The following is a 25,327-nucleotide window of genomic DNA, read 5'->3' as shown; positions in this document are numbered from 1 at the left end:
ATCCCGGCGGCGGTGGCGGATCAGGCGGCGGATGTGATCGTCAAGCTGTGGGAGACGTTCGTGTCCGAGGACGCCACCCTGGTCGAGGTGAACCCGCTGGTGCGCGACCCACAGGATCATGTGGTGGCGTTGGACGGCAAGGTCACCCTGGACGAGAACGCCGGGTTCCGCCACCCCGGTCACGCCGATCTGGTCGACGCCCGCACCGAGGACCCGCTGGAGGCGAAGGCGAAGGCGAAGGACCTCAACTACGTCAAGCTCGACGGGCAGGTCGGGATCATCGGTAACGGCGCCGGGCTGGTGATGTCCACCCTGGACGTGGTCGCCTACGCCGGGCAGCGCCACGGCGGCGTCGCCCCGGCGAACTTCTTGGATATCGGTGGTGGCGCGTCGGCGGAGGTGATGGCCGCCGGGCTGGACGTGGTGTTGTCGGATCCGGATGTCCGCGCGGTGTTCGTCAACGTCTTCGGTGGGATCACCGCGTGTGACGCGGTGGCCACCGGCATCGTCGAAGCCCTGAAGATCCTCGGGCCGGCGGCGACGAAACCGCTGGTGGTGCGCCTGGACGGCAACAACGTCGTCGAAGGCCGACGCATCCTGACCGAGGCCAGCCATCCGTTGGTCACGTTGGTAGGCACGATGGACGATGCCGCGGACAAGGCCGCCGAACTGGCCGCCGCCGGCACTGTGGGGGCGTGAGGACAAACCGATGTCGATCTTTCTGAACGAGCGCAGCAAGGTCATCGTGCAGGGCATGACCGGCGCCGAAGGCACCAAACACACCACCAAGATGCTCGCCGCCGGCACCAACATCGTCGGCGGGGTCAACGCCCGCAAAGCCGGCCAGACCGCGAGCATCGGCGGCCGCGACCTGACGGTGTACGGCACGGTCGAGGAAGCGATCAAGGAAACCGGCGCCGACGTCAGTGTGGTGTTCGTGCCGCCCCGCTTCGCCAAGGACGCCGTCATCGAGGCCATCGACGCCGAAATACCCCTGGCGGTGGTCATCACCGAAGGCATCCCCGTGCACGACTCCGCCTACATGTGGGCGCACGCCGTCGCCACCGGCAACAAGACCCGCATCATCGGCCCGAACTGCCCCGGAATCATCTCCCCCGGCAAGTCGAACGCCGGGATCATCCCCGCCGACATCACCGGCCCCGGCCGCATCGGGCTGGTGTCCAAGTCCGGCACCCTGACCTACCAGATGATGTACGAACTACGCGAGATCGGGTTCTCCACCGCCATCGGCATCGGCGGCGACCCCGTCATCGGCACCACCCACATCGACGCCCTCGCCGCCTTCCAACAAGACCCCGACACCGACGCCATCGTCATGATCGGCGAGATCGGCGGCGACGCCGAAGAACGCGCCGCCGACTACATCCACAACAACCTCACCAAACCCGTCGTCGGCTACGTCGCCGGATTCACCGCACCCGAAGGCAAAACCATGGGCCACGCCGGCGCCATCGTCTCCGGCTCCACCGGCACCGCCCAAGCCAAGAAACAAGCCCTCGAAGCCGCCGGGGTGAAGGTCGGCAAAACCCCCAGCGAAACCGCCCGCCTGGTACGACACGTGCTCAGCCCATGACCAACTGGACGGCGATGAGCACGTCCACCACCCCGCACCACTCGGCGAAGGAGCGCGCCACCACCCTGTTCAGCCGCAGGTGGACGAAGTCCCAGACGCCGTGCGCGAACCACCCGCCCGCGACCAGGTAGCGCCCCAGGGCCGGGTCCACCGCAAGGCCGACCAGCGCCAGCGCGCCGAAAACGATCATCCCTACGGCCTGGACGCGGACCATGCCGTGGCCGTGGCCGTGCCCGTCGACCACGCCCCACAGCAGGCCCAGCAGCGCGAGCAGGACCAGGACCGTCGACGGTGCGACCACGTCCAGCATCCGCAGCACGGTGACCAGCGCGATCCCCGCCACGGCCACCGGCCACGTGAGGCGGGGCCGCCGCGTCGTCGCGACCACCAGGTAGAGCAGCGGCAACAACAACAGCGTCTCCCCCAGCCCGCCCACCTCGGCGTCCGACCCGCCGCCACCCCACGTCAAGGCGGTCAACCCGACCGCCAGCGCGGTGGGCCAGCGGTTCGTCAGCGCACCGATCCATCGCCAGCCGGTCCATCGCCGGCGGGCGGGTGCCGTGGTCGTCGTGCTCATGTCGCGTCGTCCTCCGGTGCTCGGGTGTGGCTTCTACCGGAGTCCAGGCTGGCGAGGCGGGCCTCGGACCAGTAGTGCCGAACCGCACGCGGTGCCGTGCGGATGTCACCGGGCCTCATGACAACTGTCATCGGCCGAGGTCCGGCGCCCCGTTGCTGCGACAATGACCGCGTGGGCGAGGGCCATCCCCGGGCGGGGTTGACGAGCTTGCGCCGCTACACGTGGTGGAGCCTGCTCGCCACCACCGCGTTCCTGCTGATCTTCGTGGTCGGCCGTTGGCTGTTGCGCCCGGGTCCGCCGGTGGTGGCCAGGGTCGCCGCCTCGGTCGCGCTGGCCGTCACCGTGGTGGCCTGCGCGGTGGTGCTCGCGCGCCGGCTGGCCGAGGCGCCCGGCGACACGCCCGATGCCGGCGTCGCGCCTGGTGCGGCCGATGTCGGGCACGAGCGCGCGCCGATCGCCTGGCTGGCCGCCGGGAGCGTGGCGGCGGCCGCCCTCGGCGGGTTCCTGCTGGCCGCGCGGAACTACGAGCTGTGGTCGGTGCCGCCCGCGACCATGGTGTCGGTGGCCGTGACGTTCCTGCCGGCCCGGCGCCGGTGGGCGCTGGTCACCGCGGCGATCCTGGGCGCGGGCGCCCTCGGCGGGATCATGGCCTCGGGATCGGGATCGGCCGGATACGCGGCGGCGTTCTCGGCCGGGATGGTCGCGCTGGTCGTGTGGGTCATGGTGGGCATGCTCTGGTCCTGGGACGTCGCAGAGCGGCTGAACCAGGCCCGCCGGCTGTCCGCGCAGCTCGCGGTCAAGGACGAGCGGCTGCGGTTCGCCGCCGACCTGCACGACATCCAGGGCCACCACCTGCAGGTGATCGCGCTCAAGAGCGAGCTGGCCGCGCGGCTGGCCCGCACCGACCCGGACCGCGCCGGCGCCGAGATGAGCGAGGTACGCCGGCTCGCCGCCGACGCCCTGCGCGACACCCGCGCCGTGGTGCAGGGCTACCGCCGCACCACCCTCGACGAGGAGATGGCCAACGCCGCCAAGGTGCTCACCGCCGCCGACATCACCGCCCGGATGGACGTCGACCCCGCCGCCGCCGACCTCCCCGACCCCGGCCGCCACCTGCTCGGCCTGGTCATGCGGGAGGCCACCACCAACGTGCTGCGCCACAGCCGGGCCCGGCACGCCGAGCTCGACTACCGCGTCACCGACGGCCTCGCGCGCCTGCGAATCAGCAACGACGGCACGGCCGGCCCGCCGCCCGAACCCGCCGAGGGCACCGGCCTGCGCACCCTGGCCGACCGCCTCACCGCCGCCGGCGGCCAGCTGTCCTGGAAACAGACCGACGGTCGGTTTGTCCTCACGGCGTCACTGCCGGTGACGGTGACGGCACCCGCGCACGCCCACCCGGAAAGCCCCCGCCCGCGGTGATCCGCCTGCTGATCGCCGACGACGAGGACCTCCTCCGGGGCGCCCTGACCGCGCTGCTGGAGCTCGAACCCGACCTCACCGTCACCGCCGAGGCCGCCACCACCACCGACGCCGTCCGGATGGCCCGCGAGCACCGGCCGGACATCGCCGTGCTCGACCTGGAGATGCCACCCTCGGACGGCCTGTCCGCCGCCGAACAGATCCGCTCGCACCTACCAACGAAGATCATCCTGGTCACCCGCCACGCGCGGCCAGGGGTGCTGCGGCGGGCGCTGGCCGCGGGCGTGAGCGGCTTCGTACCCAAGACCACCCCGGCGTCCCGCCTGGCGGAGATCATCCGCGATGTCGCGGCCGGACGCCGCTACGTCGACCCCGACATCGCCGCGTCCGCCCTCACCGAGGACGCCTGCCCGCTCACCGACCGAGAGCTCGACGTGCTGCGCGCCGCCCGAACCGGCGCCACCGCCGGCCAGATCGCCGCCCAGGTCCATCTCGCACCCGGCACCGTCCGCAACTACCTCTCCTCCGCCATGACCAAGCTGGACGTCACCACCCGCCACGCCGCCGCCCACCGCGCCTGGGAGGAAGGCTGGATCTGACGACGGTCACAGCGCCACCAGGCACGCAAGCGCCGCGCGCCACACTCGTTCGTACCAGACCTGCCCGACGGTCGTCTGCCAGTCCACCGCGATTCCGTAGCCGCATCCGATCGCCGCGAGGGGCACCGCGACCTCGGGCGCCGCCAGCAGCAGCGAACCCTTGGCCAGCCAGCGGCCGATGAACCACTGGGGGTCCACCACGACCGGGTAGCGCACGCCGGCCAGCCCGTCGTCCACCCTCATCTCCACGGTGTCCCCGTTGCGGATCTCCCAGGTCAGGGAGACCGGGCCGCCGTTCGCGTCGCGCGCCGCGGGTGCGGTGAGAAAGCCGCGCGGGGTGCCCTCGGCGATGATGTCCGAGGTCCTGCTCGGGTCGATGAGGGTGATTCCCCGCGAGCCGAGATAGTGATACCTGTCGGAGAGCAGCCATGCCTGGCTGCATGTGCGCCCGCATGCCCGCTGGAACCGGAAGCTGAGCTCGGTGGGCGCCCCCGGCGCCGCCGTGTGCCGGTCGATGACCTTGTAGATGCGGACGCTCTGGCCGGGCAGCTGCTGCAGGACCGTCCGTGCGGCCTGATCGCCGCCGGTGTACTCACGCAGTCCGGGACCGACCGCTCGCCCGCCACCGAGCTGCCCCTGTCTGGTGACGTCGAGGCCGACCGCGTCGTCGGTCCCGGGCAGGAGCCACGGCCTCTGGCCGGACTCGGGCAGCGGCGCCTTCTCGTGCAGCAACGTCCGCGTCGTCGTGTGCGCCTGGGGCACCTCCTTGGCGAGCTTGGTGCTCGCGTCGTCGCTGGAGTCGGCACCCGCCCTGGGGAACGACTTTTCGATCGCATTCACCGACTCCTCCTTCGCCGCGCACGGGCTGGCGGACGTCGCGGCCGGGGCCGGCGAACCGCAGGCGATCGAGCTTTCCGCCACCGTGGGCGAGGTCGGGGACTTCGGGGCGGTGGTGGGTGTGACGGTCGGCGTGGCGCTGGGCGAGGTCTTCGGGGCCGTGGTCGCGGTGGGTGTCGCCGTCGCGGTGGGCGGGGGCGGCGTCGGCGTCGCGGCCTTGGCCGGAGCGAACGGGGCCGTCAGGAGGAAGAGAAGAACCGCGGCGAGCAGGGCGCATCGACTCATGGTGGTGCTACGCATGGGTGAACGGCTTCCTGGAGGTGACCGAGGAGTTCTCCGACGGGCTCTATGAGCCACGAGCCCAATCACGAAATACCGGCGAGCCGCTTTGGTGGTTATGAACCCGGGTGTGGCAGTGCCGCTAGCGACTCACAGGTCCGTCCACGAACCCGGCGCGGCGGGCCTGGCGCAGGCCGCGACGGGCGAATCCGCCGACCAGGGCGCGGTAGAGCAGCCTCGACGGGGGCAGGTGGTAGCCGGCGTGGGTGTGCGGCGCGTAGCCGACCTCGCACGCGCCGGGCTCGGCGGCCAGCCATCCGGTGTGGCCGTGCTGCCGCTGGCCGAGCACGCCGGGGCTGAACCAGTGCGAGAGCAACCCCGCGCGGCGCCCGCCGGCCGGCGCCAGGCCCGGCGGGACCGACAGCGCCACCCCGCCCGGCCGGCCCGACACCGAGCCGACCGACACCGAGCCGACCGACACCGAGCCGACCGGCACCACGAACGGGAAGCCGTCCGCGTCCACCCAGGCCAGCAACCGGTGCGGCAGCCGGGTGGCACGGGCGGCCGCCTTGACGGGGTCGACGCGGGGTGCGGTGCCCATCGCCGGCTCGCGCTGCGCGGACGGCGAGTCCGGGCACGGCGGCGCGCCGAACGTCGCGGGCTCGCCAAGGCACTCCAGGTCCGGCCAGACGGTCACCCGCCGCACCGCGATCCGCACCCCCACCCGCTCCCAGTGGTAGACGCGCATCCACCTGTCCCACACCGGCCCCAGCTCGCGCGGCCCCATGAACCGGACCCAGGTGTCCTCGATGGACTCCAGCCACGCCCGATCCGGCCGGGCCGAGAACGACGCGGTGCCCTGGACCAGGACGAACTCCGGGCGGTCGGTGAACCCGTGGGCCCGGGTGTGGAACGCCAACGCGACGCGCGGATCGCGCCGCATCCGGTCCAGCTTGCGCCACGCCCCGAGCGAGCTGAGCACCGTCACCGTCGACGCGCCCCGGTCGCGCAGCGCGAAGTTCGTGATCGGGGTCAGCACCACCCCGCGCGCCGGGGTGACCTGGGCCAGCGCGACCGCCAGGTCACCGTCCAGGATCTCCTCCACCGCGTCCGGCCAGGCCGACGTCACGACCGCCCCCCATAGACCGCCCGCTGCCAGATCTCGTACAGCGCGTCCGTCACCGCGTCCGACGCCGCGGCTCCCCGGACGATCGCGCGGACCTCGGACTCCAGCACGCGCTCGTTCATCGCCACCAGCGCGGCGCCCACCACCGCCGGGTCCGCCCCGTCCGGCGCCCGCCCGGCCGCCCGCTCCCTGGCGATCTTCTCCCCAACCCGGACCGCCAGCTCGTGCATCCAGTGCCGCCACATCTCGCGCACCTCGGCGTCGCCGCCCACCGCGTCGAACACCGCCACCAGCAGCCGGGGGTTGGCCCGGGCATAGCCGACCACCGCGTCGAAGCCCTCCCGCAGCTCGTCGTCGCCGCGCCCGGACTCGACGCCGTGCCACCGCCCGGACGCCTCCAGCAGCCCCAGGTACAGGTCCTCGAGCAGCGCGGCGACGGCGGCGGCCTTGGTCGGGAAGTAGAAGTAGAACGCCGAGCGGGTCGCGCCCGCCGCCCGGGTGATGTCGCCGACGCTGATGCCCGCCAGCGGCCGCGTCTCCAGCAGCTCCCGCAGCGCGGCCAACAGTGCGTCGCGCCGCCGCTCCCCCCGCCGAGGGGCCGGCCGGTACCGCCGCGGCGCCCCGGTGACCGCCGCCAGATCAGCCATGACCACACCGTACTTGACACCTGTCAAATAGACCAGCCAGCCGTCAACAAACAACACCGAACTTGACCTCAACTAATGTCAAGCTTCTAGGGTCACCGGCATGACCTTCACCGAGATCGAACGCCGCTACCTCGCCGGCCAGGCCCTGGCCCGGCTGGCCACCGTCGGACCCGACGGCGCCCCGCAGGTCCGCCCGCTCGGCTTCCGCCTCAACGCCGACGGCACCATCGACACCGGCGGCCCCAACCTGACCGCGTCCCGGCGGTACCGCAACGTGCTCGCCAACCCCCAGGTGTCCCTGCTCGTCGACGACATGACCCCGGACGAACCCGGCGAGGTCAAACCGGGCTGGGGCCGAGGCATCGAGATCCGGGGCCACGCCGAGACCCTGACCGTCGACGACCCGCCGGTGAACCCGGAGTGGTTCAGCAAAGAGATCATCCGCATCCACCCGCGCCGGATCATCAGCTGGCACATCGACCCGGACAACCCCAACGGCGAGTCCCGCAACGTCGCTGGGTGAAATCCCTGGTCAGGACCCGTGAGTGGCTAGGGGTCCTCTAGCACCCCTAGCCACTCACGGGTACGGCGGTCAGCGGGACCAGCGCAGGGCGAACCAGAGCTCCATCCGGGTCTCCGGGTCGCTCAGGTCCATGTCGAGCGCGCGCTCCGCCTGGCCGATGCGGTGCCGGACGCTGTTGCGGTGCACGCCGAGGGCGGCGGCGGTGCGGTCCCAGCCGCCGTGGTGCGCCAGCCAGGCGCGCAGGGTGTCCAGCAGCTCGCCGCCTCGGGAAGCGTCCAGCGAGTGCAGTGGCGCGAGCATTCGGGCGGCGTAGCCGGCGGCGGCGGTCGGTTCGATCACGGAGGCCAGCCCCGACGCGCCGCCCAGCACCGGGCGCCCCAACGCCACCGCCCGCTCCCGCAGCGCCTTCACCTCGGCCAGCGCACCGGGCAGCCGTTCGGCCGGCACCAAGCCGCCGGCCACGGCCAGCCAGCCGTCCGCGCGCAGCCCGTCCAGCCGCGCGGTGTCCCACCGCGACGACACCACCGCCGTGAACGCCGGCCCCTCGGTGACCTGGATCAGCGGCGTGCCCAGCCGCGCCCGCAGCCAGTGATAACCGGCTTCGACGACGCCGGGCCCGCGACGGTACGGCGTCCCGGCGAGCACCCGGTACGGCCCGTCGCCGAGCAGCGCGGCGGCCGCCTCGCCCGGACCGGCGCTGGCCAGCAGCAACCCGGTGGCCGACGCGGCCAGGTCACCGGAACCCGAACCGCCGCGCCCGACCAGGCCGAGCAGCGCGGCGCCCACCGCCAGGATGGCCCGCTCCGCGCCGCCGAACGGCTCGCCGCGCCCGGCGATCACCAGGAACTCCGAGGTGGCCTGCGGATACGCCGGCTGCGCCACGACGTGGCTGCCGTCCGCCAGCTCGGTGCTGGCGCTGCGCACGCCGCTGCCGGCGCGCAGGTGCGCGAGCAGCCCGCCCAGCTCCGGCGGCGGCGGGGCCGGCACCCGGTGCTCGGTCACGACCCGGTCGTCGGCGTCCAGCAGCCGCACCCAACCGGCGAGCCGGTCCGCCAACCGCCGCGCCAGCTCGTCGAGGCCGTCGGTGGCCGCCCTGGTCAGCGCCTCGCGGGCGTCGGCGATCCGGCGCAGCTCCCGCCGGCCGGCCTCGGCCAGCGCCACCGCGACCGCCCTGCTCACCGCGAGGAACGGGGTCCGCTGGGGCACCACCAGCAGCGGCAGCCCGTGCCGGACGCAGGCGCGACGCAGCGCGTCGGGCAGCACCGCGCTCATCGGCGGGGTGATCCCGAAGCCCAGCGCGGCGATCCCCGAAGCCCGCAGCCCGCGCACGTACCGGTCCACCTCGGCCGCCCCGGTCGGCAGGTTCACCCCCGAGGTGAGCAGCAGCTCGTCGCCGAGCAGGTACGGCGCGGGATCGCGCAGCTCGCAGACGTGCGCCCACCGCACCGGCAGGTCCAGAGCGCCGGGCCGCAGCGTCTCGTCAACCACGTCCACGGCGAGATCGACATCCCCGACCACGGTGCGTAGCGGCACCGTCATCCGTGCGTCGAGCGAATCCGTGTCCTTAGTCATTTCGTCCACAGAATACGAGCAACTGGGACGAACCAACCCATTCCATCACGACAAAGACCACCTCTACGGTGACCCGAACGGCGAGCCCCAGCGAGGAGGACACCGTGGCATCTGGTCAGATGAGTGCCGACTACGCGGTGATCGCGCTCTACATAGCGGGCATGATCGGCATCGGCTGGGTCAGCGTGCGGCTGGCCAGGACCCGCAGCGACTACCTGGTCGCCGGGCGGCGCCTGGGCTGGTTCATGTACTCCGGCACGATGTCGGCGGTGGTACTCGGCGGCGCGTCCACCGTCGGCGGGGTCAAGCTCGGCTACACCTACGGCGTCTCCGGTGCGTGGCTGGTGGTGACCATCGGGCTGGGCATCCTGGTGCTGCACGCGCTGTTCGCCCGCCGGCTGGTCAAGCTGCGGGTGTACACCGTCAGCGAGATGCTCGACCTGCGCTACGGCGGGTCCACCACGGTGATCTCCGGGATCGTCATGTGGGTCTACACGCTGATGCTCACGGTCACCTCGACGCTCGCGTTCGCCACCATCTTCAAGGTCCTGTTCGACCTGCCGGACGCGGCGGGCATCGGGATCGGCGGCTCGATCGTGGTCCTCTACTCGGTGCTCGGCGGGATGTGGTCGATCACGCTCACCGACATCGCCCAGTTCGTGATCAAGACGATCGGCATCCTGTTCATCCTGCTGCCGGTCGCGGTCGCCGCGGCGGGTGGCTTCGGCGGGCTGCACGCCAAGCTGGACGCGTCCTACTTCTCGGTCACCTCGATCGGCGGCGCGACGATCCTGGCCTACCTGGTCACCTACAGCTTCGGGCTGCTGATCGGCCAGGACATCTGGCAGCGGGTGTTCACCGCGCGCACCCCCCGGGTGGCCACGGCGGGCGGGATCATCTCCGGCGTGTACTGCGTCGCGTACGGCATCGCCGGTGCGCTGATCGGCACCGCGACCAAGGCGCTGTTCCCGAACCTGGGCAGCGCGCAGGACGCGTTCGCCACCGTGGTGCGCGAGCTGCTGCCGACCGGGCTGCGCGGCCTGGTGCTGGCCGCCGCGCTGTCCGCGCTGATGTCCACCTCCAGCGGCGCGCTGATCGCCTGCTCCACGGTGACCACCACCGACCTGCTCCCCCGGTCGCGCCGCGAGAAATGGGGCCGGCTGTCCGAGGTGAACGCCAACCGGCTGACCACGCTGGTGCTCGGCGCGCTGGCCATCGGCATCGCGATGGTCGTCACCGACGTGGTGTCCGCGCTGACGGTGGCCTACAACGTGCTGGTCGGCGGGCTGCTGGTGGCGATCCTGGGCGCGCTGTTCTGGGCGCGCGGCACCCGGGCCGGCGCGATGGCGTCGATGACAGTCGGGTCACTGGTGGCGATCGTGTCCATGGTCGTCAAGGGGCTCGACGCCAACGAGCCGATCTTCTACGGCCTCGGCGCCGGCCTGGTCGTCTACGTCGCCGTGAGCCTGGCCACCCCGCCGACCGACTCGAACGTGCTGACCGCCTGGCGCCACCGGCTGGCCGGCGCCGGCCACGACTCCACCGAGGATGCGCCCACGGCGCCCGTCAACCAGTAGGGAGAACAGATGCCCGAGCAGTCCCCCGTCGGCCCCGTCGACTCGATGCGGGTGCCCCGGTTCGCCGGGTTCGCCACCTACGCGCGGCTGCCCCGGATCGACCAGGTCGAGCGGGCCGACGTGGCGGTGCTCGGGGTGCCGTTCGACAGCGGGGTGACCTACCGGCCCGGCGCCCGGTTCGGCCCGGCGGCGCTGCGCGAGGCCAGCCGGCTGCTGCGCCCGTTCCACCCCGAGCTGGCGGTGGCGCCGTTCGAGGCCGCCCAGATCGTGGACGCCGGGGACATCGGGGTCAACCCGTTCAACATCGGCGCGGCCATCGAGACCATCCAGCACGAGGCGCGGGCGCTCTCGGCGGGCGGCACGCGACTGGTCACAGTGGGCGGGGACCACACCATCGCGCTGCCGCTGCTGCGCGCCGCCGCCCAGGCGCACGGCCCGGTCGCGCTGCTGCACTTCGACGCGCACCTGGACACCTGGGACACCTACTTCGGCGAGCCGTACACCCACGGCACCCCGTTCCGCCGGGCCGTCGAGGAGGGCGTGGTGGACACCAGCGCGCTGTGCCACGTCGGCATCCGGGGTCCGCTGTTCGGCGCCCGCGACCTGGAGAACGACCGGCGGCTCGGGTTCGGCGTGGTCACCTCCGCCGACGTGATGCGGCGGGGCATCGACGAGACGGTGGACGCGCTGCGCCAGCGGATCGGCGACCGGCCGCTGTACGTCTCGGTGGACATCGACGTGCTGGACCCGGCGCACGCCCCGGGCACCGGCACCCCGGAGGCCGGCGGGATGACCAGCCGCGAGCTGCTGGAGATCCTGCGCGGGCTCAAGGACACCAACCTCATCGGCGCCGACGTGGTGGAGCTCGCCCCGGCCTACGACCACGCCCAGATCACCGCGATCGCCGCGTCGCACGTGGTGTACGACCTGGTGACCCTGCTCGCCCTCAAGAAATCGAGCTGAAGGTGGCGGAGTGGCAACACACGGTAATTCCGCCGGGCCGTCGAATAACGCAACGAGTAACCCGATCGGAACAGTGCGTAGCTGAGCGAGTCATGAGAAAGTAATACGGAAAACGTCGACCAGCTACAACACGATCCGTGATGTGATTTACATCACTGATCAACGTTTAATGCACGGACATATGAACGTGCATACGCACCAATGGGCCCCTGTTTGTGATGACAGAGCGTTACTGACGGTACTGATGAGCGCGGGTGAGCGCCCGTGGGTCCGTGTGGTGCGGCCGGGTGACCCCGCCGGCCGCTGTGGTGCTCGCATTTGCCGTCGACCCGCCCCTACCTGCGCCGATTTGCGCAAATCTCAGCGCTGTTTGGCACCGCAAGGGTGCCGTAGGGTTACCGGTACTTCGTATCGAGTTGAGGTGCCGGCCGCCATTTCCGACGCGAACCGGTGGCGCCGGATCGGCCCGTCACCCCGGCCCCGGGGCCCGGGGCTTTCTCGATAGGAAGGAGGTGCGCGCCGATGGCACGCCGACGCAGGGCACAGCATTACCGAGCCCAGCGAGACCGCGACGGCGAAAGGCTGCTCACGCGGGCAACCATCACCGCCGCGGTCGTCCGGATCGCCGCATGGCTCGGTCAGCTAGCACTTGCGATCTGGAACAGGCATCGCTGATGCCGTAGTCGGGTGCTGGGCGGTCGGCCGCTGGAGAAAGAGCCGGCCGCCCAGCATCCAGATACGAAACTATACCTGCAATTTCATCGGTGCCAACCGCCGTGATCACGCATTCGTTTCGACGAGGTAACCTATGTAGTGCACTGATTGCGTGGGTGGCGAGGGGATCCGTCGACGATGTGGGGCACCGCCCGCAGCCCGGTCACGACCGACGAGCGGAACTGGATCGAGCGGTCCATGCGCTGGTTCGTCGGCGAGTTCGGCACGATGCCGCTGAACCGCGAGGTCATCCTGCCCACCGACGAGTTCTTCCCCGGCTCGTACCAGGGCACCGAGGACGACGTGCGCCTGGTGCTGGACCGGGTGTGCCTCTACATGGGCGTGGACCCGGACCGGGTCGAGTTCGAGTACCTCACCGACAGCGACGAGGAGCTGCGCCGCAACAGCCCGTACTTCGGCGCGGGCCCGTTCCACGGCGCCGCCGGGCACTACCGCAGGGAGAACGGCCGGACGGTGATCGCGGTCAGCGGCACCCAGGCGACGGACCCGACGGCGCTGGTGGCGACGATCGCGCACGAGCTCGGCCACGAGCGGCTGATCGGCGAGTACCGGGTCACCGGGCACGAGCGCGACCACGAGCCGCTCACCGACCTGCTGACCGTGTACCTGGGCTTCGGCGTGTTCAACGCGAACGCCGCCCTGCGCTTCTCCCAGAACAACCAGGGCTGGCGGACCCAGCGCCTGGGCTACCTGGACGAGCGGATGTTCGGCTACGGGCTGGCCCAGTACGCCTGGCTGCGCGGCGAGTCGAACCCGCCGTGGGCGAAGCACCTCGACACCAACCCGCGCGCCTACCTCAAGCGGTCGCTGCGGTTCCTGAACAAGCTGTGAGGCGCACGCCCGTGAACTGTGTGACACTGCGCACATGACCGGGCCAGAGCCCATGACCGGGCCACAGATCCGTTGCGGGGACCGGGCGTGGAGCCGGGACGAGGCGATGGAGCGCGCCGCTCGCATCGCCGCCGGGCTCAAGGGTCTCGGGGTGGTACCCGGTGACCGGGTCGCGGTGATGATGCGCAACGACATCGAGTTCGTCGAGATCAGCATCGGCGTCGCGCTGCTCGGCGCGGTCCCGGTGCCGGTGAACTGGCACTGGAAGGGCGCCGAGCTGGCGCACCTGTTCACCGACAGCGGCGCGACGGCCGCGTTCGTGCACGCCGACCTGGTGCCCACGGCGGAGGGGGCGCTGCGGCGGCCGATCCCGATCGTCGAGGTCGAGCCGAGCCCGGCGCTGCGCCGCGCCTACCGCCTGCCCGACACCGCAACCGCCACCGGACGGTACCCCGAGCTGGAGGCCTGGCTGGCCGGCCAGACCGACCGGGTGGACACCCCGCCCACCGCGCCGCTGAGCGTGATCTACACCTCCGGTACCACCGGCAAGCCCAAGGGCATCCTGCGCAAGCCGCTCGCCCCCGACCAGTCCGACGCGCAGGCCGAGCGGATCTTCCGCGCGTTCGGGCTCGCCCCCGAGTACCGCACCCTGGTCCCGGCGCCGCTCTACCACACAGCGCCCAACGCGCACGCGCTGTTCGCGGTCGCCGCCGGCATCGACGTGACGATCATGCCCCGGTTCGACCCGCGCGAGTTCCTGGCCACGATCGCCCGCCACCGCATTGAACACTCCCAGGTGGTGCCGACCATGTTCGTCCGGCTGCTCGCGCTGCCCGAGGACGAGCGCCGCGCCGCCGACCTGTCCTCGCTGCGCGCGGTCGTGCACGCCGCCGCGCCGTGCGCGCCCGAGGTCAAGCGGCGGATGATCGACTGGTTCGGGCCGATCATCCTGGAGTACTACGGCGGCTCGGAGACCGGCGCGATCGTGGCCTGCGACAGCGCGCAGTGGCTGGCCCACCCCGGCACCGTGGGCCGCCCGCTGGACGGCTGCGACGTCAAGGTCTACCTCCCGGACGGCACCGAGGCGCCCACCGGCACCGTCGGCGAGGTCTACCTGCGCCCCGGCCCGGCCTGGCCCGACTTCACCTACATCGGCAACGACGCCAAGCGCGCCGAGATCGAGCGCGACGGCTACCTGAGCATCGGCGACGGCGGCTGGCTGGACGGGGACGGGTTCCTCTACCTCAGCGACCGGATCAACGACATGGTCATCTCCGGCGGGGTGAACATCTACCCGGCCGAGATCGAGCAGTGCCTGATCACCCTGCCCGGGGTGCGCGACGTCGCGGTGTTCGGCATCCCGGACGCGGAGTGGGGCGAGGCGCTGGCCGTGCACGCCGACACCGACCCGGCCAGTGGCCTGTCCGAGGACGACATCCGCGAGCACGTCCGCCGGAACCTGGCCGGCTACAAGGTGCCCAAGGTGGTGGTCATCGACCGCGAGCTGCCCCGGGAGGAGTCCGGCAAGCTGTTCAAGCGCCGGATCCGCGCCGCGTACTGGCCGTGACCGCCGCCGGGCGGGCCTGCCGGGTGGCGACCAGCGTGCAGGCCGCCGCGACGCCGTAGGCCACGACCACGGCCGCCAGCGGAGGCACCAGCGCGGCGGTGGTCGGGCCGGACGCGGCGAGCAGGGCGCCGAGCGCGGCCACCCCGAGCGCCCCGCCGGTCTGGCGCGCGGAGTTCAGCACCCCGCTGGCCAGCGCGGGACGCTCCGGGTCCGCCGCGGCCATGACCACCGACGTCATCGCCGGCATCGCGAACGAGCAGAACCCCAGCAGCGTCGCGCCGGCCACCATCACCGGCAGCGAGCCCGCCGTGCCACCGACCGCCGTCACCACCGACCCGGCCACCCCGCAGCAGTAGCCGAGCATCATCGGCCGCCGTGGGCCGTACCGCGCGGTCAGCCGCCCGCTCAGCGCCGCGCCGACGGCGACCGTCACGGTCATCGGCAGCACCAGCAGCCCGGCCTGGAACGCCGGCAGCCGCAGGTACGCCTGGAACACCAGCGACACGCACAGCAGCGCGCCGTACAGACAGAAGTTGAACAGGAACCCGACGGTCACGGCCGGCGAGAACGCCGGGCGCCGGAACATGCCCACCGGCACCATCGGCGCCGGGTGCCGGGCCTCGACCAGCACGAACAGCCCGAACAGCAGGCACCCGCCGGACAGCACCAGCAACGGAACCGCCCCCGCCGCCCGCTGGCCCAGCTCGATCAGCCCGGCGGTCAGGCAACCAAGCGACGCCGTGCCCAACACCAGCCCGGCCAGGTCGAACCGCCCCACGGCCCGCCGGTCGCCCTCGGTCACGAACGCCCACAGCAGCACGGCGGCGACCGCGCACACCGGCACGTTGAGCAGGAAGATCGCCCGCCAGCCCACGGTCGCCAGCAGCAGCGCGCCCAGCGCCGGCCCGGAGGCCAGGCCGATCCCGCTCACCCCGCCCCAGACACCGAGCGCGTGCGCCCGCTGCATCGGGTGCGGGAACTGCCGCACGATCAGCGCCAGCGAGCACGGCAGCAGCGCCGCCGCCCCGGCGCCCTGAACGGCCCTGGCCACGACCAGCGCCCCGATGCCCGGCGCCAGCGCGCACCCCACCGAGGCCAGCGCGAAGACCAGCAGGCCGACCAGATACACCCGGCGCGGCCCGAACCTGTCCCCCGCCGACCCGGCGCCGAGCATCCCGGCGGCCAGCACCAGCGTGTAGCTGTCCACGATCCACTGCTGGTCGCCGAGCGTGCCGCCGACGTCCGCCCGGATCGCCTCCAGCGCGACGTTGACCACCGTGGCGTCCAACAGCACCACGAAGAACCCCAGGCACAGCGCGACCAGCGCCAGCCGTTGGCGTCCGAGAGCCGGCTCCGTCACGCTGTGACACCTGCCTCGCTGCGCTCGGCGTGGAGCGCGTTCGCAGTGGTTCTGCTGGGCACTTCTCGTCGTGGGCTCACGCTGTGACACCTGCCTCGCTGCGCTCGGCGTGGAGCGCGTTCGCAGTGGTTCTGCTGGGCACTTCTCGTCGTGGGCTCACGCGGCCGCCTCCCAGTCGATGCCGAACAGCTCGGCCAGCGCGGCCCGCCCGTCCGGGGTCACCCGCACGCCGCGCCCGACCTCCCGCCTGCGCACCCAGGACGCGTCCAGGAACCTGTCCAGCAGCCCGCGCCCCAACCGACCGGCCAGGTGATGGCGCTGCTCGCTCCAGTCCACGCAGTAGCGCACCAGCGGGCGGTCCCCGTCCGGGACGCGCACGCCGACCCCGTCCAGGAACTCCCACCCGGAGCGGCTCACCGCGTAGTCAACGCCCCGCCCGTACCCCCTCGGCCCGTCCCCGCTGGCATACCGGCCATCCCCTCCCTCCAGGTGCCCGGCCGCCAACAGCCCGGCCATCAGCTCCACGCCCAGCCGCCCGGCCAGGTGGTCGTAGCAGGTCCGGGCCGCGCGCAGCTGCGCCGCCCTGGTCCCCTCCCGCAGCGACCGGACCGGCCGGGCCGGCGCCAGCTCCATGATCCGTTCCAGCAGCTCGCCGACCTTCGGCCCGGACAGCCGGAAGTACCGGTGCCGCCCGTGGCTCTCCACCGACAGCATCCCCTCCGCGGTGAGCCGGCCCAAATGCCCGCTGGCCGTCGACCGGGACACCCCCGCCTCGTCGGCGAGCACGCTGGCCGGCAGCGCGCGCCCGTCGTGCAGCGCCATCAGGATCCGGCACCGCGCCGGGTCCGCGAGCAGCGCACCCACCGACGCGATCTCCACATCACCGAGCACGGGCTGGGCATTCACGTTCATGTCACCGACGCTAGCCCCGACATGGTTCGGCGACGGCCGAATCGTCGCCGACGCCCGTTTCCGCTGGTCATGACCCGTGAGTGGTTAGGGGTGCTATGGCACCCCTAACCACTCACGGCCTCTGACCAGGCACGATGCCGGGCTAGTCCTCGTGGTCCAGCAGGAGCTTGACGGCGGCGACGGTGGCGTAGCCGCGCCACTCCAGCGCGCCGGCGTCGGTCTGGGTGGCGAAGTCGACGACCCAGCCGCCGTCCGGCCGGCGCTGCCCCAAGACCCGCTCCAGGTCGGCGCGGACGGCCTCCGGGGTGATCAGCTCGCGCAGCGGGCGGTCGGGCAGCGGGGAGAAGTCCAGCGCGTGCAGCGCCTCGCCCTCGACGCCGCCCTCGACCGCGAGCGTGCCGTCCGCCGGGACGAACGCGGCCATCCGGTGCAGCTCCGCCTTGGCCTCCGGGTGCGTGTCGTGGACGGCGTCCAGGAACGACAGCGCGTAGCGAAGCTCCAGCGTGCTCTCCGGCCGCTGCCGCTCGCCGATGCGACGCAGGCAGAACTCGGTCGCCGTCGCCAGCCACGGATGGCCGGCCACCACGGGGTCGTGCCGGGCCACCTGGTGCGCCACGGCGGCCACCGCGGCGGTGATGTGCAGCGACGACTCGCCAGGGTCGGCCCCCACCCACCACGGCGCCGAACCGGCCGGCTCGGTGACCGGCAGCGCGAACGGCAACCCGCCGTCGGGCAGCGTCACCGACGCCAGCCAGTCGCACAGCGGGCCTGCCAGCTCGCTGGTGCGCGGGCCGGCCTCCTCGAGCACCTCGAACGCGTGCAGCGCGCCGCCGGGCTGGCTCTCCGGCGAGCGCAGGTCGGGCTCCAGCGCCCAGCCGAACCCGCCGTCGGCGTTGCGGTAGCCCGCCAGCGCCCACAGCGCCCCGTCCGCCGACCCGCGCCCGGTGACCAGATCGAAGCGGCGGCGATCCAGCAACCGTGCATGGGTCGTCATGAAGCGGGCAGTCTCGCCCATGTCGAAACGCATCTCGCCATCGTCACCGTTTCGCAGCATGATTCCTTGAACAAAACGGTCAACGAGCGCGTCGAAGTCGTGGCGTGCCCACCACTGGCCGTCGAATCGTGATATCACCTGTGCCGCACGGGCAACGAGTCTTCGGGGGAAGGCGGGCCGATGTCCAGCGATGTGAGTCCGGCCAGGCCGGTCAAGGTCACTCTCAACGACGTCGCCATGCAGGCCGGCGTGGATCGGTCGGTGGTCTCGAGAGTGATCAACAACGACCCGAAGCTGAGCGTGCGCCCGGAGACCCGCCAGCGGGTCAGGGACATCATCGAGCAGCTCGGCTACCGCCCGAACGTGGCGGCCCGCAGCCTGCGCACCTCGCGCGCCTACATGTTCGGGCTGCTCGTCCCCGACTACGCCAACCCGGTGTTCGCCGAGATCATCAAGGGCGCGGAGCGGGCGGCCGGTGAGCTGGGGTACGGGCTGATGACCGCGAGCTCGGCCGGCGTGCGGCTCAGCCTGGACCACTACCTCACGCTGCTCGGCCAGGGCCGGGTGGACGGGCTGTTGCTGGCCGGCGAGGACTCCGGCCACGCGCTGGCCCAGCTGCGCGCCTCGCAGGTGCCGTGGGTGCTGGTCAACCGCACCCTGGAGGGGTCGCGCTACGTGATCCTGGACGATGAGCGGGCCGGCCGGATGGCCGTCGAGCACCTGATCTCGCTGGGCCACCGCCGCATCGCGCACCTGGCCGGCCCGGAGCAGGCGGACACCAGCAGCCGTCGGCGCGCGGGCTATCTGGCCGCGATGCGCACGGCCGGCCTGTGGGTCGAGCCCGACCTGATGGTGCACGCGGACTACACCCCGGCCGGTGGCGCGGCGGCGCTGGACCGGCTGCTGTGCGCGCCCCGCCCGCCCACGGCGGTGTTCGTGTCGAACGTGGCCTCGGCGGTGGGCGCGCTGCACGCCGCGCACGCGGCCGGCCTGTGCGTGCCCCGCGACCTGTCGCTGATCGCGGTGCACGACATGCCACTGGCCAGCCACCTGGTCCCGGGCCTGACCACGATCCGGATGCCGCTGGAGGAGCTGGGCCGCCGGGCGCTGGAGATGGTGGCCAAGCTCGGCCCGGACGAGCCGATCGCCGAGGTCGTCGCCGACCCGGTCGAGCTGGTGGTGCGGGAGTCCACCGCCCGCCCCATGTCGGGATTGCCACAATCGTAAGCCCCGCTAACGGTCTAGGGTGGATGGAGCTTGGGAGCCTGACCCGGGGGAAGGTCGGCTCGGCTGCAACCACTCTCGGGGGGCGCTATGGACGCGGTGTCGCGACCGGTTGCCGGCTCCAGCATGGCGGAGATGGGACCCCGAACGCTGCGTAGGCGGATCCGGGTCGGCGCCGTGTACGTCGGGGCGGGGCTCGGCCCGCTCGGCGGCGGCGTGGTGTCACCGATGCTGCCGCAGATCGGCGAGTCGCTCGGGGTGTCCACGCACACCTCGGCGCTGTCGCTGACGGTGTACCTGGTGCCGTTCGCGGCGGTGCAGCTCATCTCCGGCACGCTCGGCGAGCGGTGGGGCCGGCGCAACACCGTGCTGGGCGCGTACCTGGTCTTCGTGGTGGGCGCGCTGGCCGCCGCGTTCGCCCCCAACATCACCGTGTTCCTGGCCATGCGCGCGCTGCTCGGCCTCGCCAACGGGTTCACCTCGCCGCTGCTGCTGGCCGGGCTGGCCGACATCGTGCCCCGGCACCGGCTGACCCAGTCGGTGGGCATCTACGCCAGCTGCCAGGCGGCCGGCCAGTCGTTCGCGCCGCTGATCGGCGGGATCGCGGCGGCCAGCTCGTGGCGCTGGGGGTTCGTCGCGGTGGCCGTGGCGGCCGGGCTGCTCGCGCTGGCCCCTCCCCCGGGCGCGCCCCGGCCCGGCGCGGCGGCCCCGCGCTGGCGCCCGCTGCTCAGCCGCCCGATGGCGCTGCTGTCGGTGGCCGCGTTCGTGTCCTACTTCGGCTCGGCGTCGCTGCCGTTCCTGGTCGCCCTGTTCGCCCAGGACCACCTGGGGCTGCGCCCGGACGTCACCGGCGTGGTGCTGCTCGGCTTCGGGGTGGCCGGCATGGTGCTGGGTGCGGTGTGGGGAATGCTGATCAACAAGGTCAGCGCGCGGTGGTGCGGGGTGATCGGCGCGGTGGTCACCGCCGGCTTCGTGGCGGCGGTCGGGCTGACCGGCTCGGGCTGGCAGCTCACGGTGATCTGGACGGCGGCCGGCGCGGCGGCCTCGCTGCTGAACGTGGCGATGCAGAACCTGACCATGCGCGCGGTGCCGGACAACCGGGGCGGCGCGCTGTCGGTGGTCTCCGCGTTCCGGTTCGCGGGCGGCGCGCTGGCCCCGGTCATCCTGCTGCCGTTCTATCAACTGCAGGCCGGGCTGTCCTTCGTGATCGCCGCGTCCACCCTGGTGCTGGCCATCGCGGCGCTGCTGGCCCTGCGCGCGGACTGACGGAACGCCACGGCCACCAACAGCACGCCGGCCACCATCCCGGCCGCCGCCAGCAGCACCGCGACCCGCCCGTCGTCGGCCACCGAGTTGGACACCCCGATCAGCACCGCGAGGCCGATCGCGTTGCCGATGTTCAGCGCGGTCGACGCCATCCCGGACGCCACCCCCTGCTGGCCGGGCGCGACCCCGGTGGCCGCCGCGATCCACATCGCCGTCCAGGTCACGCCCTGCGCCACCCCGGACACCACCAGCCCCGGCACGCACGCCGCGTACCCGCTGCCCGCGTCGAAGCCGATCGCGAGCAGGGCCGTACCGACGGCACCCACCCCGAACCCCGCCAGCAGCGTGGCGCGCACGCCCCACCGGGCGGTCAGTCGCTCGCCGAGCTGGGTGCCCGCCGCGATGGCCACCGAGGGCACCAGAAACGCCAGGCCGGTCCACAGCGGGCTCAGCCCGTGCACGGTCCGCAACAGCACCGTCAGGAAGTACGGCAGCGCGCCGAACGTGCCCATGTACAGGAACGTCACCGCGACCGCCCCGGCCAGCCCCCGGTTCGCCAGCAGCCTCGGCGGCATCAGCGGGTCCGCGCCGCGCGCCTCGATCACCGCGAACGCGCCGAGCAGCAGCACCGCGAGCACCGCCGCGCCCAGCACCGCCGGCGTGGCCCACCCCAGCTCCGGCCCCTGCACCAGCACGAACACCAACATGGTCAGCCCGCCGGTGACGGTCAGCGCCCCCGGCAGGTCGAACCGGCGCCGCCCGCCCGGCCGGTCCGGCGGGACCACCGCCAGCGCGGCCACCGCGACCAGCCCGGCCAGCGGGACATTCACCAGGAACACGGCGGACCAGCCGAAGTGCTGGGTCAGCACGCCGCCGAGCAGCGCGCCCACGGTCAGCCCGCTGGCCCCCGCCCCGCCCCACACCGCGAGCGCCCGGTTGCGCGGCCGTCCCTCCCGGAACAGCGTGTTGATCAACGACAGCGTGGACGGCAGCAGCAGCGCGCCGCCGATGCCCTGCACCGCGCGGGCGACGACGATCATGAGCTGGCCGGTCGCCAGCCCGCCGGCCAGCGAGGACACCGCGTACACCGCGAGCGCCGCCACGAACACCCGCCGGCGGCCCAGCAGGTCCGCGGCCCGCCCGCCGAGCAGCAGGAACCCGCCGGCGAACACCACGTACGCGCTGACCACCCACTGCTGGGTCTGCGCGGAGAAGCCCAGCTCGGCCCCGATGTCGGGCAGCGCGACGAACACGATGTTGAGGTCCAGCGAGAAGATCAGCTGCGCCAGCGCGAACAGCGCGAGGCTCCACCCCAGCCGGCGAGAGCCGGACTCCGGGTACAAGGTCGACATGCGTGTCCCAACTCCCGATCGAGATCAACGGTCTGACTGTACGAGAATTAACGTACAGTCGAACGGCAACTCTCGTCGAGGCCCTCAAGTTCGAGAGTCCACGTTTGTTCGTACTATCGTCTAGACTGGCCGGCGTGATCACCGGCCACCCCGACCCCGCCCAGATCAAGCTGGAGAACGTGCTGTCCGCGCTGGGCCACCCGATCCGGCTGGAGATCGTGCGCGTGCTGGCCGAGCACGGCGAGCGCACCTGCGGCGTGGTCGGCACCCAGCTGAGCACCGAGATCTCCAAGTCCACGCTGACCCACCACTGGCGGGTGCTGCGCGACAGCGGGGTGATCTGGCAGCGCCCGCACGGCCGCGAGCACCTGCTCACGCTCCGCCGCGACGACCTGCAGCTCCGCTACCCCGGCCTGCTCGACTCCGTGCTGCGCGGCGCGTCCGAGGAAGCCTCCGACACCGCCGGGTCGTGACGCTGCGCTCGTCGCCGAACTGGACAAGGATCACTCCCAGGACGACGTCGCGGACGAACGGAGCGTGGAGCCGATGGCCGGCAAGCTGGACGGGACGACCGCGGTGGTCACCGGGGCGTCGAGCGGTATCGGGGCGGCCACCGCCCGCGCGCTGGCCGCCGAGGGTGCCACGGTGGCCCTGTTCGCCCGCCGCCTGGACCGCCTGGAGACCCTGGCCAAGGAGATCAACTCAGCGGCCGGCCGGGCGCACGCCTACCAGGTCGACATCACCGACGCCGATGCCGTGCGCGCCGCCGTCGACCGGGTCGCCGCCGACCTGGGCGGCATCGACATCCTGGTCAACAACGCCGGCTACGGCATGTGGGCGCGCGCCCGCGACGCCGTGCTCGCCGAGTGGCGGAAGATGGTGGACGTCAACGTCAACGGCGTCCTGGCCACCAGCCACGCCGCGCTCCCCCACCTCACCGCCGCCGCGCTCGGCCCCAGGGGCATCGCGGACCTGGTCACCGTCAGCTCGCTCGGCGGCCGCAAGGTCACCGCCCCACCCAGCAACGTCTACGCCGCGACCAAGCACGCGGTCGGCGCGTTCTGCGAGGGCCTGCGCCAGGAGCTGGCCGAACAGCACGTGCGGGTCGGGCTGGTCGAGCCGGGCGTCGTCGTCACCGAGATGACCACCAACGGACGCAACAACGCCCCGAACGCGAGCGCCGCCACCGAGCTGGGCGCGCTGCAACCCGCCGACATCGCCGACGCGATCGTCTACATGGTCACCCGGCCGCGCCGCACCGCCGTCAACGAGATGCTGGTGCGCCCCACCGAGCAGGTCGTCTAAGAAGGAGACGTGACCGACACCCCGTTCCACCAACTCGACGACTACCTGGACCTGCCGAGGCTGTCCGGGCTGCGGCTCTCACCCGACGGCGAGCGGCTGGTCACCTCGGTGTCCACGCCCGACCCGGAACGCACCCGGTACCTGAGCGCCCTCTGGGAGATCGACCCCACCGGCACCGGCCCGGCCCGCCGGCTGACCAGGGGCGCGAAGGGCGAGCGGGCGCCCGCGTTCACCCCGGACGGCGACCTGCTGTTCGTCTCCGCCCGCCCGGACCCGGAGCGCGCGCCGGCCGCACCGGCCAAGGACGAACCGCCGGCCGCGCTGTGGCTGCTGCCGAAGGGCGGCGGCGAGGCGCGGGTGGTCGGCACCCGCCCGGGCGGTGTCGACGCGCCGTCGGTGGCCGCCGCGTCCGGAACCGTGCTGGTCACGTCCGCGACCCTGCCCGGCGCGGTCACCGGCGAGGACGACGAGCGCCGCCGCACCGCCCGGCGGGAGAAGAAGATCTCCGCGGTGCTGCACGACGGGTACCCGGTGCGGTACTGGGACCACCACCTCGGCCCGGACCAGACCCGGCTGCTCGCCGCCGAGCCACCCGCCGAAGGCCGGATCGACTGGATCGACCTCACCCCGACCCCCGGCCAGGCGCTGCGCGAGACCCACGCCGAGCTGAGCCCGGACGGCACCGTCGCCGTCGCCGACTGGCAGGTGGCCGAGCCGCGCGGCACCAGCCGGAGCACGGTGGTCGCCATCGACGTCCGAACCGACGGCGCGCGCCGCCCCCTGCTCGACGACCCCGACCACGAGTTCTACTCCGCCCGGATCAGCCCGGACGGGCGCACCGTCGCCGCGCTGCGGGAGCGCCGCGCCACGCCCACCACCCCGCCCGAGATCGACCTCGTGCTCGTCCCACTGGCCGGCGGCTCACCGCGCGTCCTCACCGAAGGCTGGGACCGCTGGCCCACCGACGCGCGCTGGACCCCCGACTCCGAGGCCCTGATCGTCGCCGCCGACCAGGACGGCCGCGCCCCGCTCTTCCGGCTGCCCTCGGACGGCACCGGGATCACCCAACTGACCGCCGACGACGCCGCCTACACCGACCCCTGCGTGTCCCCCGACGGCCGGCACGTCTACGCGCTGCGCAGCGCCGTGGACTCCCCACCGGCCCCGGTCAAGCTGGACGCCCGTACCCCCGACCAACACCCCTCCCCGCTACAGGCCCCCACCCCGAGGCCCGCACTCCCCGGCGAACTTCGCGAGGTCACCGCTCGCGCCGAGGACGGCACCGCGCTCCGGGCCTGGCTCGCGGTCCCCTCCGGGGCCGACCAGGAACCGGCGCCGATGCTGCTGTGGATCCACGGCGGCCCGCTGACCAGCTGGAACGCCTGGCACTGGCGGTGGAACCCGTGGCTGCTCGTGGCCCAGGGCTACGCCGTCCTACTCCCCGACCCCGCGCTGTCCACCGGCTACGGACAGGCGTTCATCGAGCGCGGCTGGGCCCGGTGGGGCAAGTCCCCGTACACCGACCTGCTGGCCCTCACCGACGCCGCCGAGGCCCGCCCGGACATCGACCACACGCGGACCGCCGCGATGGGCGGCTCCTTCGGCGGCTACATGGCGAACTGGATCGCCGGCCACACCGACAGGTTCGCCGCGATCGTCACCCACGCCAGCCTCTGGGCGATGGACCAGTTCGGCAGGACCACCGACAGCGCGCACTACTGGGCCGCCGAGATGACCGACGAGATGGCCGCCGCGAACACCCCGCACACCCACGCCGACCGGATCCGCACGCCGATGCTGGTGATCCACGGCGACAAGGACTACCGGGTGCCGATCGGCGAGGCGCTGCGGCTGTGGTGGGACCTCCAGTCCCGCCAGGACGACCCCGCCACCCAGCCGCACCGCTTCCTCTACTTCCCGGACGAGAACCACTGGGTGCTCGCGCCGCAACACGCCGCGCTCTGGTACCGCACGGTCATCGCGTTCCTGGCGCACCACGTGCTCGGCAAGGAACTCGAGGTCCCCGACCTGCTGCGCTGACCCCGTGAGTGGCTAGGGGTGCTAT

Annotated in this window: 22 protein-coding genes and 1 pseudogene; 14 read left to right on the top strand and 9 right to left on the bottom strand. The window is 72.7% G+C overall.

The window, feature by feature from the left end; genetic code table 11:
• Positions 1-699: pseudogene (locus tag N912_RS0133660) on the top strand (ADP-forming succinate--CoA ligase subunit beta); the annotation flags it as partial.
• Positions 700-709: 10 nt separating this feature from the next.
• Positions 710-1,594, top strand: coding sequence for a succinate--CoA ligase subunit alpha (sucD, locus tag N912_RS0133655; RefSeq protein ID WP_028925873.1), 885 nt, complete (start codon positions 710-712; stop codon positions 1,592-1,594).
• Here sucD and N912_RS0133650 read toward each other — a convergent pair.
• Complete coding sequence (locus N912_RS0133650; RefSeq protein ID WP_028925872.1) at positions 1,584-2,171, bottom strand: hypothetical protein; 588 nt, start codon at positions 2,169-2,171, stop codon at positions 1,584-1,586. The genes sucD and N912_RS0133650 overlap by 11 nt on opposite strands.
• Before the next feature lie 207 nt (positions 2,172-2,378).
• On the opposite strand from N912_RS0133650, the gene N912_RS0133645 reads away from it, so the two are divergent.
• Positions 2,379-3,593 (top strand): sensor histidine kinase, encoded by a 1,215-nt coding sequence (locus N912_RS0133645; protein WP_211261494.1) that lies wholly within the window; start codon positions 2,379-2,381, stop codon positions 3,591-3,593.
• The gene (locus N912_RS0133640) at positions 3,590-4,192 is read left to right on the top strand and encodes a response regulator transcription factor (RefSeq protein WP_028925870.1); all 603 of its coding nucleotides are present in this window, start codon (positions 3,590-3,592) and stop codon (positions 4,190-4,192) included. Before N912_RS0133645 ends, N912_RS0133640 begins: the two co-directional genes overlap by 4 nt.
• Positions 4,193-4,198: 6 nt before the next feature.
• On the opposite strand, the gene N912_RS0133635 is transcribed toward N912_RS0133640, so the two are convergent.
• The 3 genes from N912_RS0133635 to N912_RS56310 all read right to left on the bottom strand — a co-directional run bounded on the left by N912_RS0133635 (position 4,199) and on the right by N912_RS56310 (position 7,081).
• Positions 4,199-5,314 (bottom strand): hypothetical protein, encoded by a 1,116-nt coding sequence (locus N912_RS0133635; protein WP_156994214.1) that lies wholly within the window; start codon positions 5,312-5,314, stop codon positions 4,199-4,201.
• 136 nt (positions 5,315-5,450) lie between these two features.
• Complete coding sequence (locus N912_RS63975) at positions 5,451-6,437, bottom strand: hypothetical protein (RefSeq protein WP_037067878.1); 987 nt, start codon at positions 6,435-6,437, stop codon at positions 5,451-5,453.
• Positions 6,434-7,081: a TetR/AcrR family transcriptional regulator gene (locus N912_RS56310; protein ID WP_156994213.1), complete on the bottom strand. Its 648-nt coding sequence runs from the start codon at positions 7,079-7,081 to the stop codon at positions 6,434-6,436. Before N912_RS56310 ends, N912_RS63975 begins: the two co-directional genes overlap by 4 nt.
• A gap of 100 nt (positions 7,082-7,181) precedes the next feature.
• Between N912_RS56310 and N912_RS0133615 the strand changes: the two genes are divergently transcribed.
• Positions 7,182-7,604 carry a PPOX class F420-dependent oxidoreductase gene (locus N912_RS0133615; RefSeq protein WP_028925866.1) on the top strand — a complete coding sequence of 141 codons (423 nt, stop codon included), beginning with the start codon at positions 7,182-7,184 and terminating at the stop codon, positions 7,602-7,604.
• Between the two features lie 69 nt (positions 7,605-7,673).
• Here the strand turns inward: N912_RS0133615 and N912_RS62600 are convergent, their stop codons facing one another.
• Entirely contained in the window at positions 7,674-9,176 is a 1,503-nt protein-coding gene (locus N912_RS62600) for a PucR family transcriptional regulator (RefSeq protein WP_028925865.1), read from the bottom strand.
• Between the two features lie 119 nt (positions 9,177-9,295).
• Between N912_RS62600 and N912_RS0133605 the strand changes: the two genes are divergently transcribed.
• The 4 genes from N912_RS0133605 (at position 9,296) to N912_RS0133590 (ending at position 14,849) form a co-directional block, all read left to right on the top strand.
• Positions 9,296-10,753, top strand: a complete 1,458-nt coding sequence (locus N912_RS0133605; protein WP_028925864.1) for a sodium:solute symporter family protein — start codon at positions 9,296-9,298, stop codon at positions 10,751-10,753.
• 9 nt (positions 10,754-10,762) lie between these two features.
• Entirely contained in the window at positions 10,763-11,716 is a 954-nt protein-coding gene (gene speB / locus N912_RS0133600) for an agmatinase (RefSeq protein ID WP_028925863.1), read from the top strand.
• A gap of 852 nt (positions 11,717-12,568) precedes the next feature.
• Positions 12,569-13,282, top strand: a complete 714-nt coding sequence (locus N912_RS60955; RefSeq protein ID WP_028925862.1) for a hypothetical protein — start codon at positions 12,569-12,571, stop codon at positions 13,280-13,282.
• Positions 13,283-13,316: 34 nt separating this feature from the next.
• Positions 13,317-14,849, top strand: a complete 1,533-nt coding sequence (locus N912_RS0133590; protein ID WP_245645599.1) for an AMP-binding protein — start codon at positions 13,317-13,319, stop codon at positions 14,847-14,849.
• Here the strand turns inward: N912_RS0133590 and N912_RS0133585 are convergent.
• The 3 genes from N912_RS0133585 to N912_RS0133575 form a co-directional block, all read right to left on the bottom strand.
• The gene (locus tag N912_RS0133585) at positions 14,815-16,209 is read right to left on the bottom strand and encodes an MFS transporter (RefSeq protein ID WP_028925860.1); all 1,395 of its coding nucleotides are present in this window, start codon (positions 16,207-16,209) and stop codon (positions 14,815-14,817) included. The two genes, N912_RS0133590 and N912_RS0133585, sit on opposite strands and share 35 nt — an antisense overlap.
• A 156-nt stretch (positions 16,210-16,365) precedes the next feature.
• Entirely contained in the window at positions 16,366-17,121 is a 756-nt protein-coding gene (locus N912_RS0133580) for an ArsR/SmtB family transcription factor (RefSeq protein ID WP_028925859.1), read from the bottom strand.
• Between the two features lie 142 nt (positions 17,122-17,263).
• Positions 17,264-18,115, bottom strand: a complete 852-nt coding sequence (locus tag N912_RS0133575; RefSeq protein WP_245645597.1) for a hypothetical protein — start codon at positions 18,113-18,115, stop codon at positions 17,264-17,266.
• A gap of 180 nt (positions 18,116-18,295) precedes the next feature.
• On the opposite strand from N912_RS0133575, the gene N912_RS0133570 reads away from it, so the two are divergent.
• Both N912_RS0133570 and N912_RS0133565 read left to right on the top strand, forming a co-directional pair.
• Complete coding sequence (locus N912_RS0133570; RefSeq protein WP_028925857.1) at positions 18,296-19,342, top strand: LacI family DNA-binding transcriptional regulator; 1,047 nt, start codon at positions 18,296-18,298, stop codon at positions 19,340-19,342.
• A gap of 132 nt (positions 19,343-19,474) precedes the next feature.
• Positions 19,475-20,605 (top strand): MFS transporter, encoded by a 1,131-nt coding sequence (locus N912_RS0133565; RefSeq protein WP_169748002.1) that lies wholly within the window; start codon positions 19,475-19,477, stop codon positions 20,603-20,605.
• Here the strand turns inward: N912_RS0133565 and N912_RS56300 are convergent.
• Positions 20,518-21,957 carry an MFS transporter gene (locus N912_RS56300; protein ID WP_156994211.1) on the bottom strand — a complete coding sequence of 480 codons (1,440 nt, stop codon included), beginning with the start codon at positions 21,955-21,957 and terminating at the stop codon, positions 20,518-20,520. The two genes, N912_RS0133565 and N912_RS56300, sit on opposite strands and share 88 nt — an antisense overlap.
• Positions 21,958-22,091: 134 nt before the next feature.
• Here N912_RS56300 and N912_RS0133555 point away from each other — a divergent pair, with 134 nt between their 5' ends.
• The 3 genes from N912_RS0133555 to N912_RS0133545 all read left to right on the top strand — a co-directional run bounded on the left by N912_RS0133555 (position 22,092) and on the right by N912_RS0133545 (position 25,302).
• A complete protein-coding gene (locus tag N912_RS0133555; RefSeq protein WP_028925855.1) occupies positions 22,092-22,430 on the top strand; it encodes an ArsR/SmtB family transcription factor in 339 nt (112 codons plus the stop codon).
• 73 nt (positions 22,431-22,503) lie between these two features.
• Positions 22,504-23,262 carry an SDR family oxidoreductase gene (locus tag N912_RS0133550; protein ID WP_028925854.1) on the top strand — a complete coding sequence of 253 codons (759 nt, stop codon included), beginning with the start codon at positions 22,504-22,506 and terminating at the stop codon, positions 23,260-23,262.
• A gap of 9 nt (positions 23,263-23,271) precedes the next feature.
• Positions 23,272-25,302, top strand: coding sequence for a S9 family peptidase (locus N912_RS0133545; RefSeq protein WP_028925853.1), 2,031 nt, complete (start codon positions 23,272-23,274; stop codon positions 25,300-25,302).
• Positions 25,303-25,327: the final 25 nt, after the last annotated feature.

This window comes from Actinospineispora acaciae DSM 45401 (genome assembly GCF_000620785.1).
Classification (GTDB): domain Bacteria; phylum Actinomycetota; class Actinomycetes; order Mycobacteriales; family Pseudonocardiaceae; genus Pseudonocardia; species Pseudonocardia acaciae.
This window is presented reverse-complemented; position numbering and strand designations above follow the sequence as displayed.

Coding starts and splice junctions, on each gene's coding strand:
- N912_RS0133575 (WP_245645597.1), bottom strand. CDS start 18,115: ATGACGACCCATGCACGGTTGCTGGATCGCCGCCGCTTCGATCTGGTC.
- N912_RS0133570 (WP_028925857.1), top strand. CDS start 18,296: ATGTCCAGCGATGTGAGTCCGGCCAGGCCGGTCAAGGTCACTCTCAAC.
- N912_RS0133550 (WP_028925854.1), top strand. CDS start 22,504: ATGGCCGGCAAGCTGGACGGGACGACCGCGGTGGTCACCGGGGCGTCG.
- N912_RS0133590 (WP_245645599.1), top strand. CDS start 13,317: ATGACCGGGCCAGAGCCCATGACCGGGCCACAGATCCGTTGCGGGGAC.
- N912_RS56310 (WP_156994213.1), bottom strand. CDS start 7,081: ATGGCTGATCTGGCGGCGGTCACCGGGGCGCCGCGGCGGTACCGGCCG.
- N912_RS0133615 (WP_028925866.1), top strand. CDS start 7,182: ATGACCTTCACCGAGATCGAACGCCGCTACCTCGCCGGCCAGGCCCTG.
- sucD (WP_028925873.1), top strand. CDS start 710: ATGTCGATCTTTCTGAACGAGCGCAGCAAGGTCATCGTGCAGGGCATG.
- N912_RS60955 (WP_028925862.1), top strand. CDS start 12,569: ATGTGGGGCACCGCCCGCAGCCCGGTCACGACCGACGAGCGGAACTGG.
- N912_RS0133650 (WP_028925872.1), bottom strand. CDS start 2,171: ATGAGCACGACGACCACGGCACCCGCCCGCCGGCGATGGACCGGCTGG.
- N912_RS62600 (WP_028925865.1), bottom strand. CDS start 9,176: ATGACTAAGGACACGGATTCGCTCGACGCACGGATGACGGTGCCGCTA.
- N912_RS0133605 (WP_028925864.1), top strand. CDS start 9,296: ATGAGTGCCGACTACGCGGTGATCGCGCTCTACATAGCGGGCATGATC.
- N912_RS0133635 (WP_156994214.1), bottom strand. CDS start 5,314: ATGAGTCGATGCGCCCTGCTCGCCGCGGTTCTTCTCTTCCTCCTGACG.
- N912_RS0133565 (WP_169748002.1), top strand. CDS start 19,475: ATGGGACCCCGAACGCTGCGTAGGCGGATCCGGGTCGGCGCCGTGTAC.
- speB (WP_028925863.1), top strand. CDS start 10,763: ATGCCCGAGCAGTCCCCCGTCGGCCCCGTCGACTCGATGCGGGTGCCC.
- N912_RS56300 (WP_156994211.1), bottom strand. CDS start 21,957: ATGTCGACCTTGTACCCGGAGTCCGGCTCTCGCCGGCTGGGGTGGAGC.
- N912_RS0133580 (WP_028925859.1), bottom strand. CDS start 17,121: ATGAACGTGAATGCCCAGCCCGTGCTCGGTGATGTGGAGATCGCGTCG.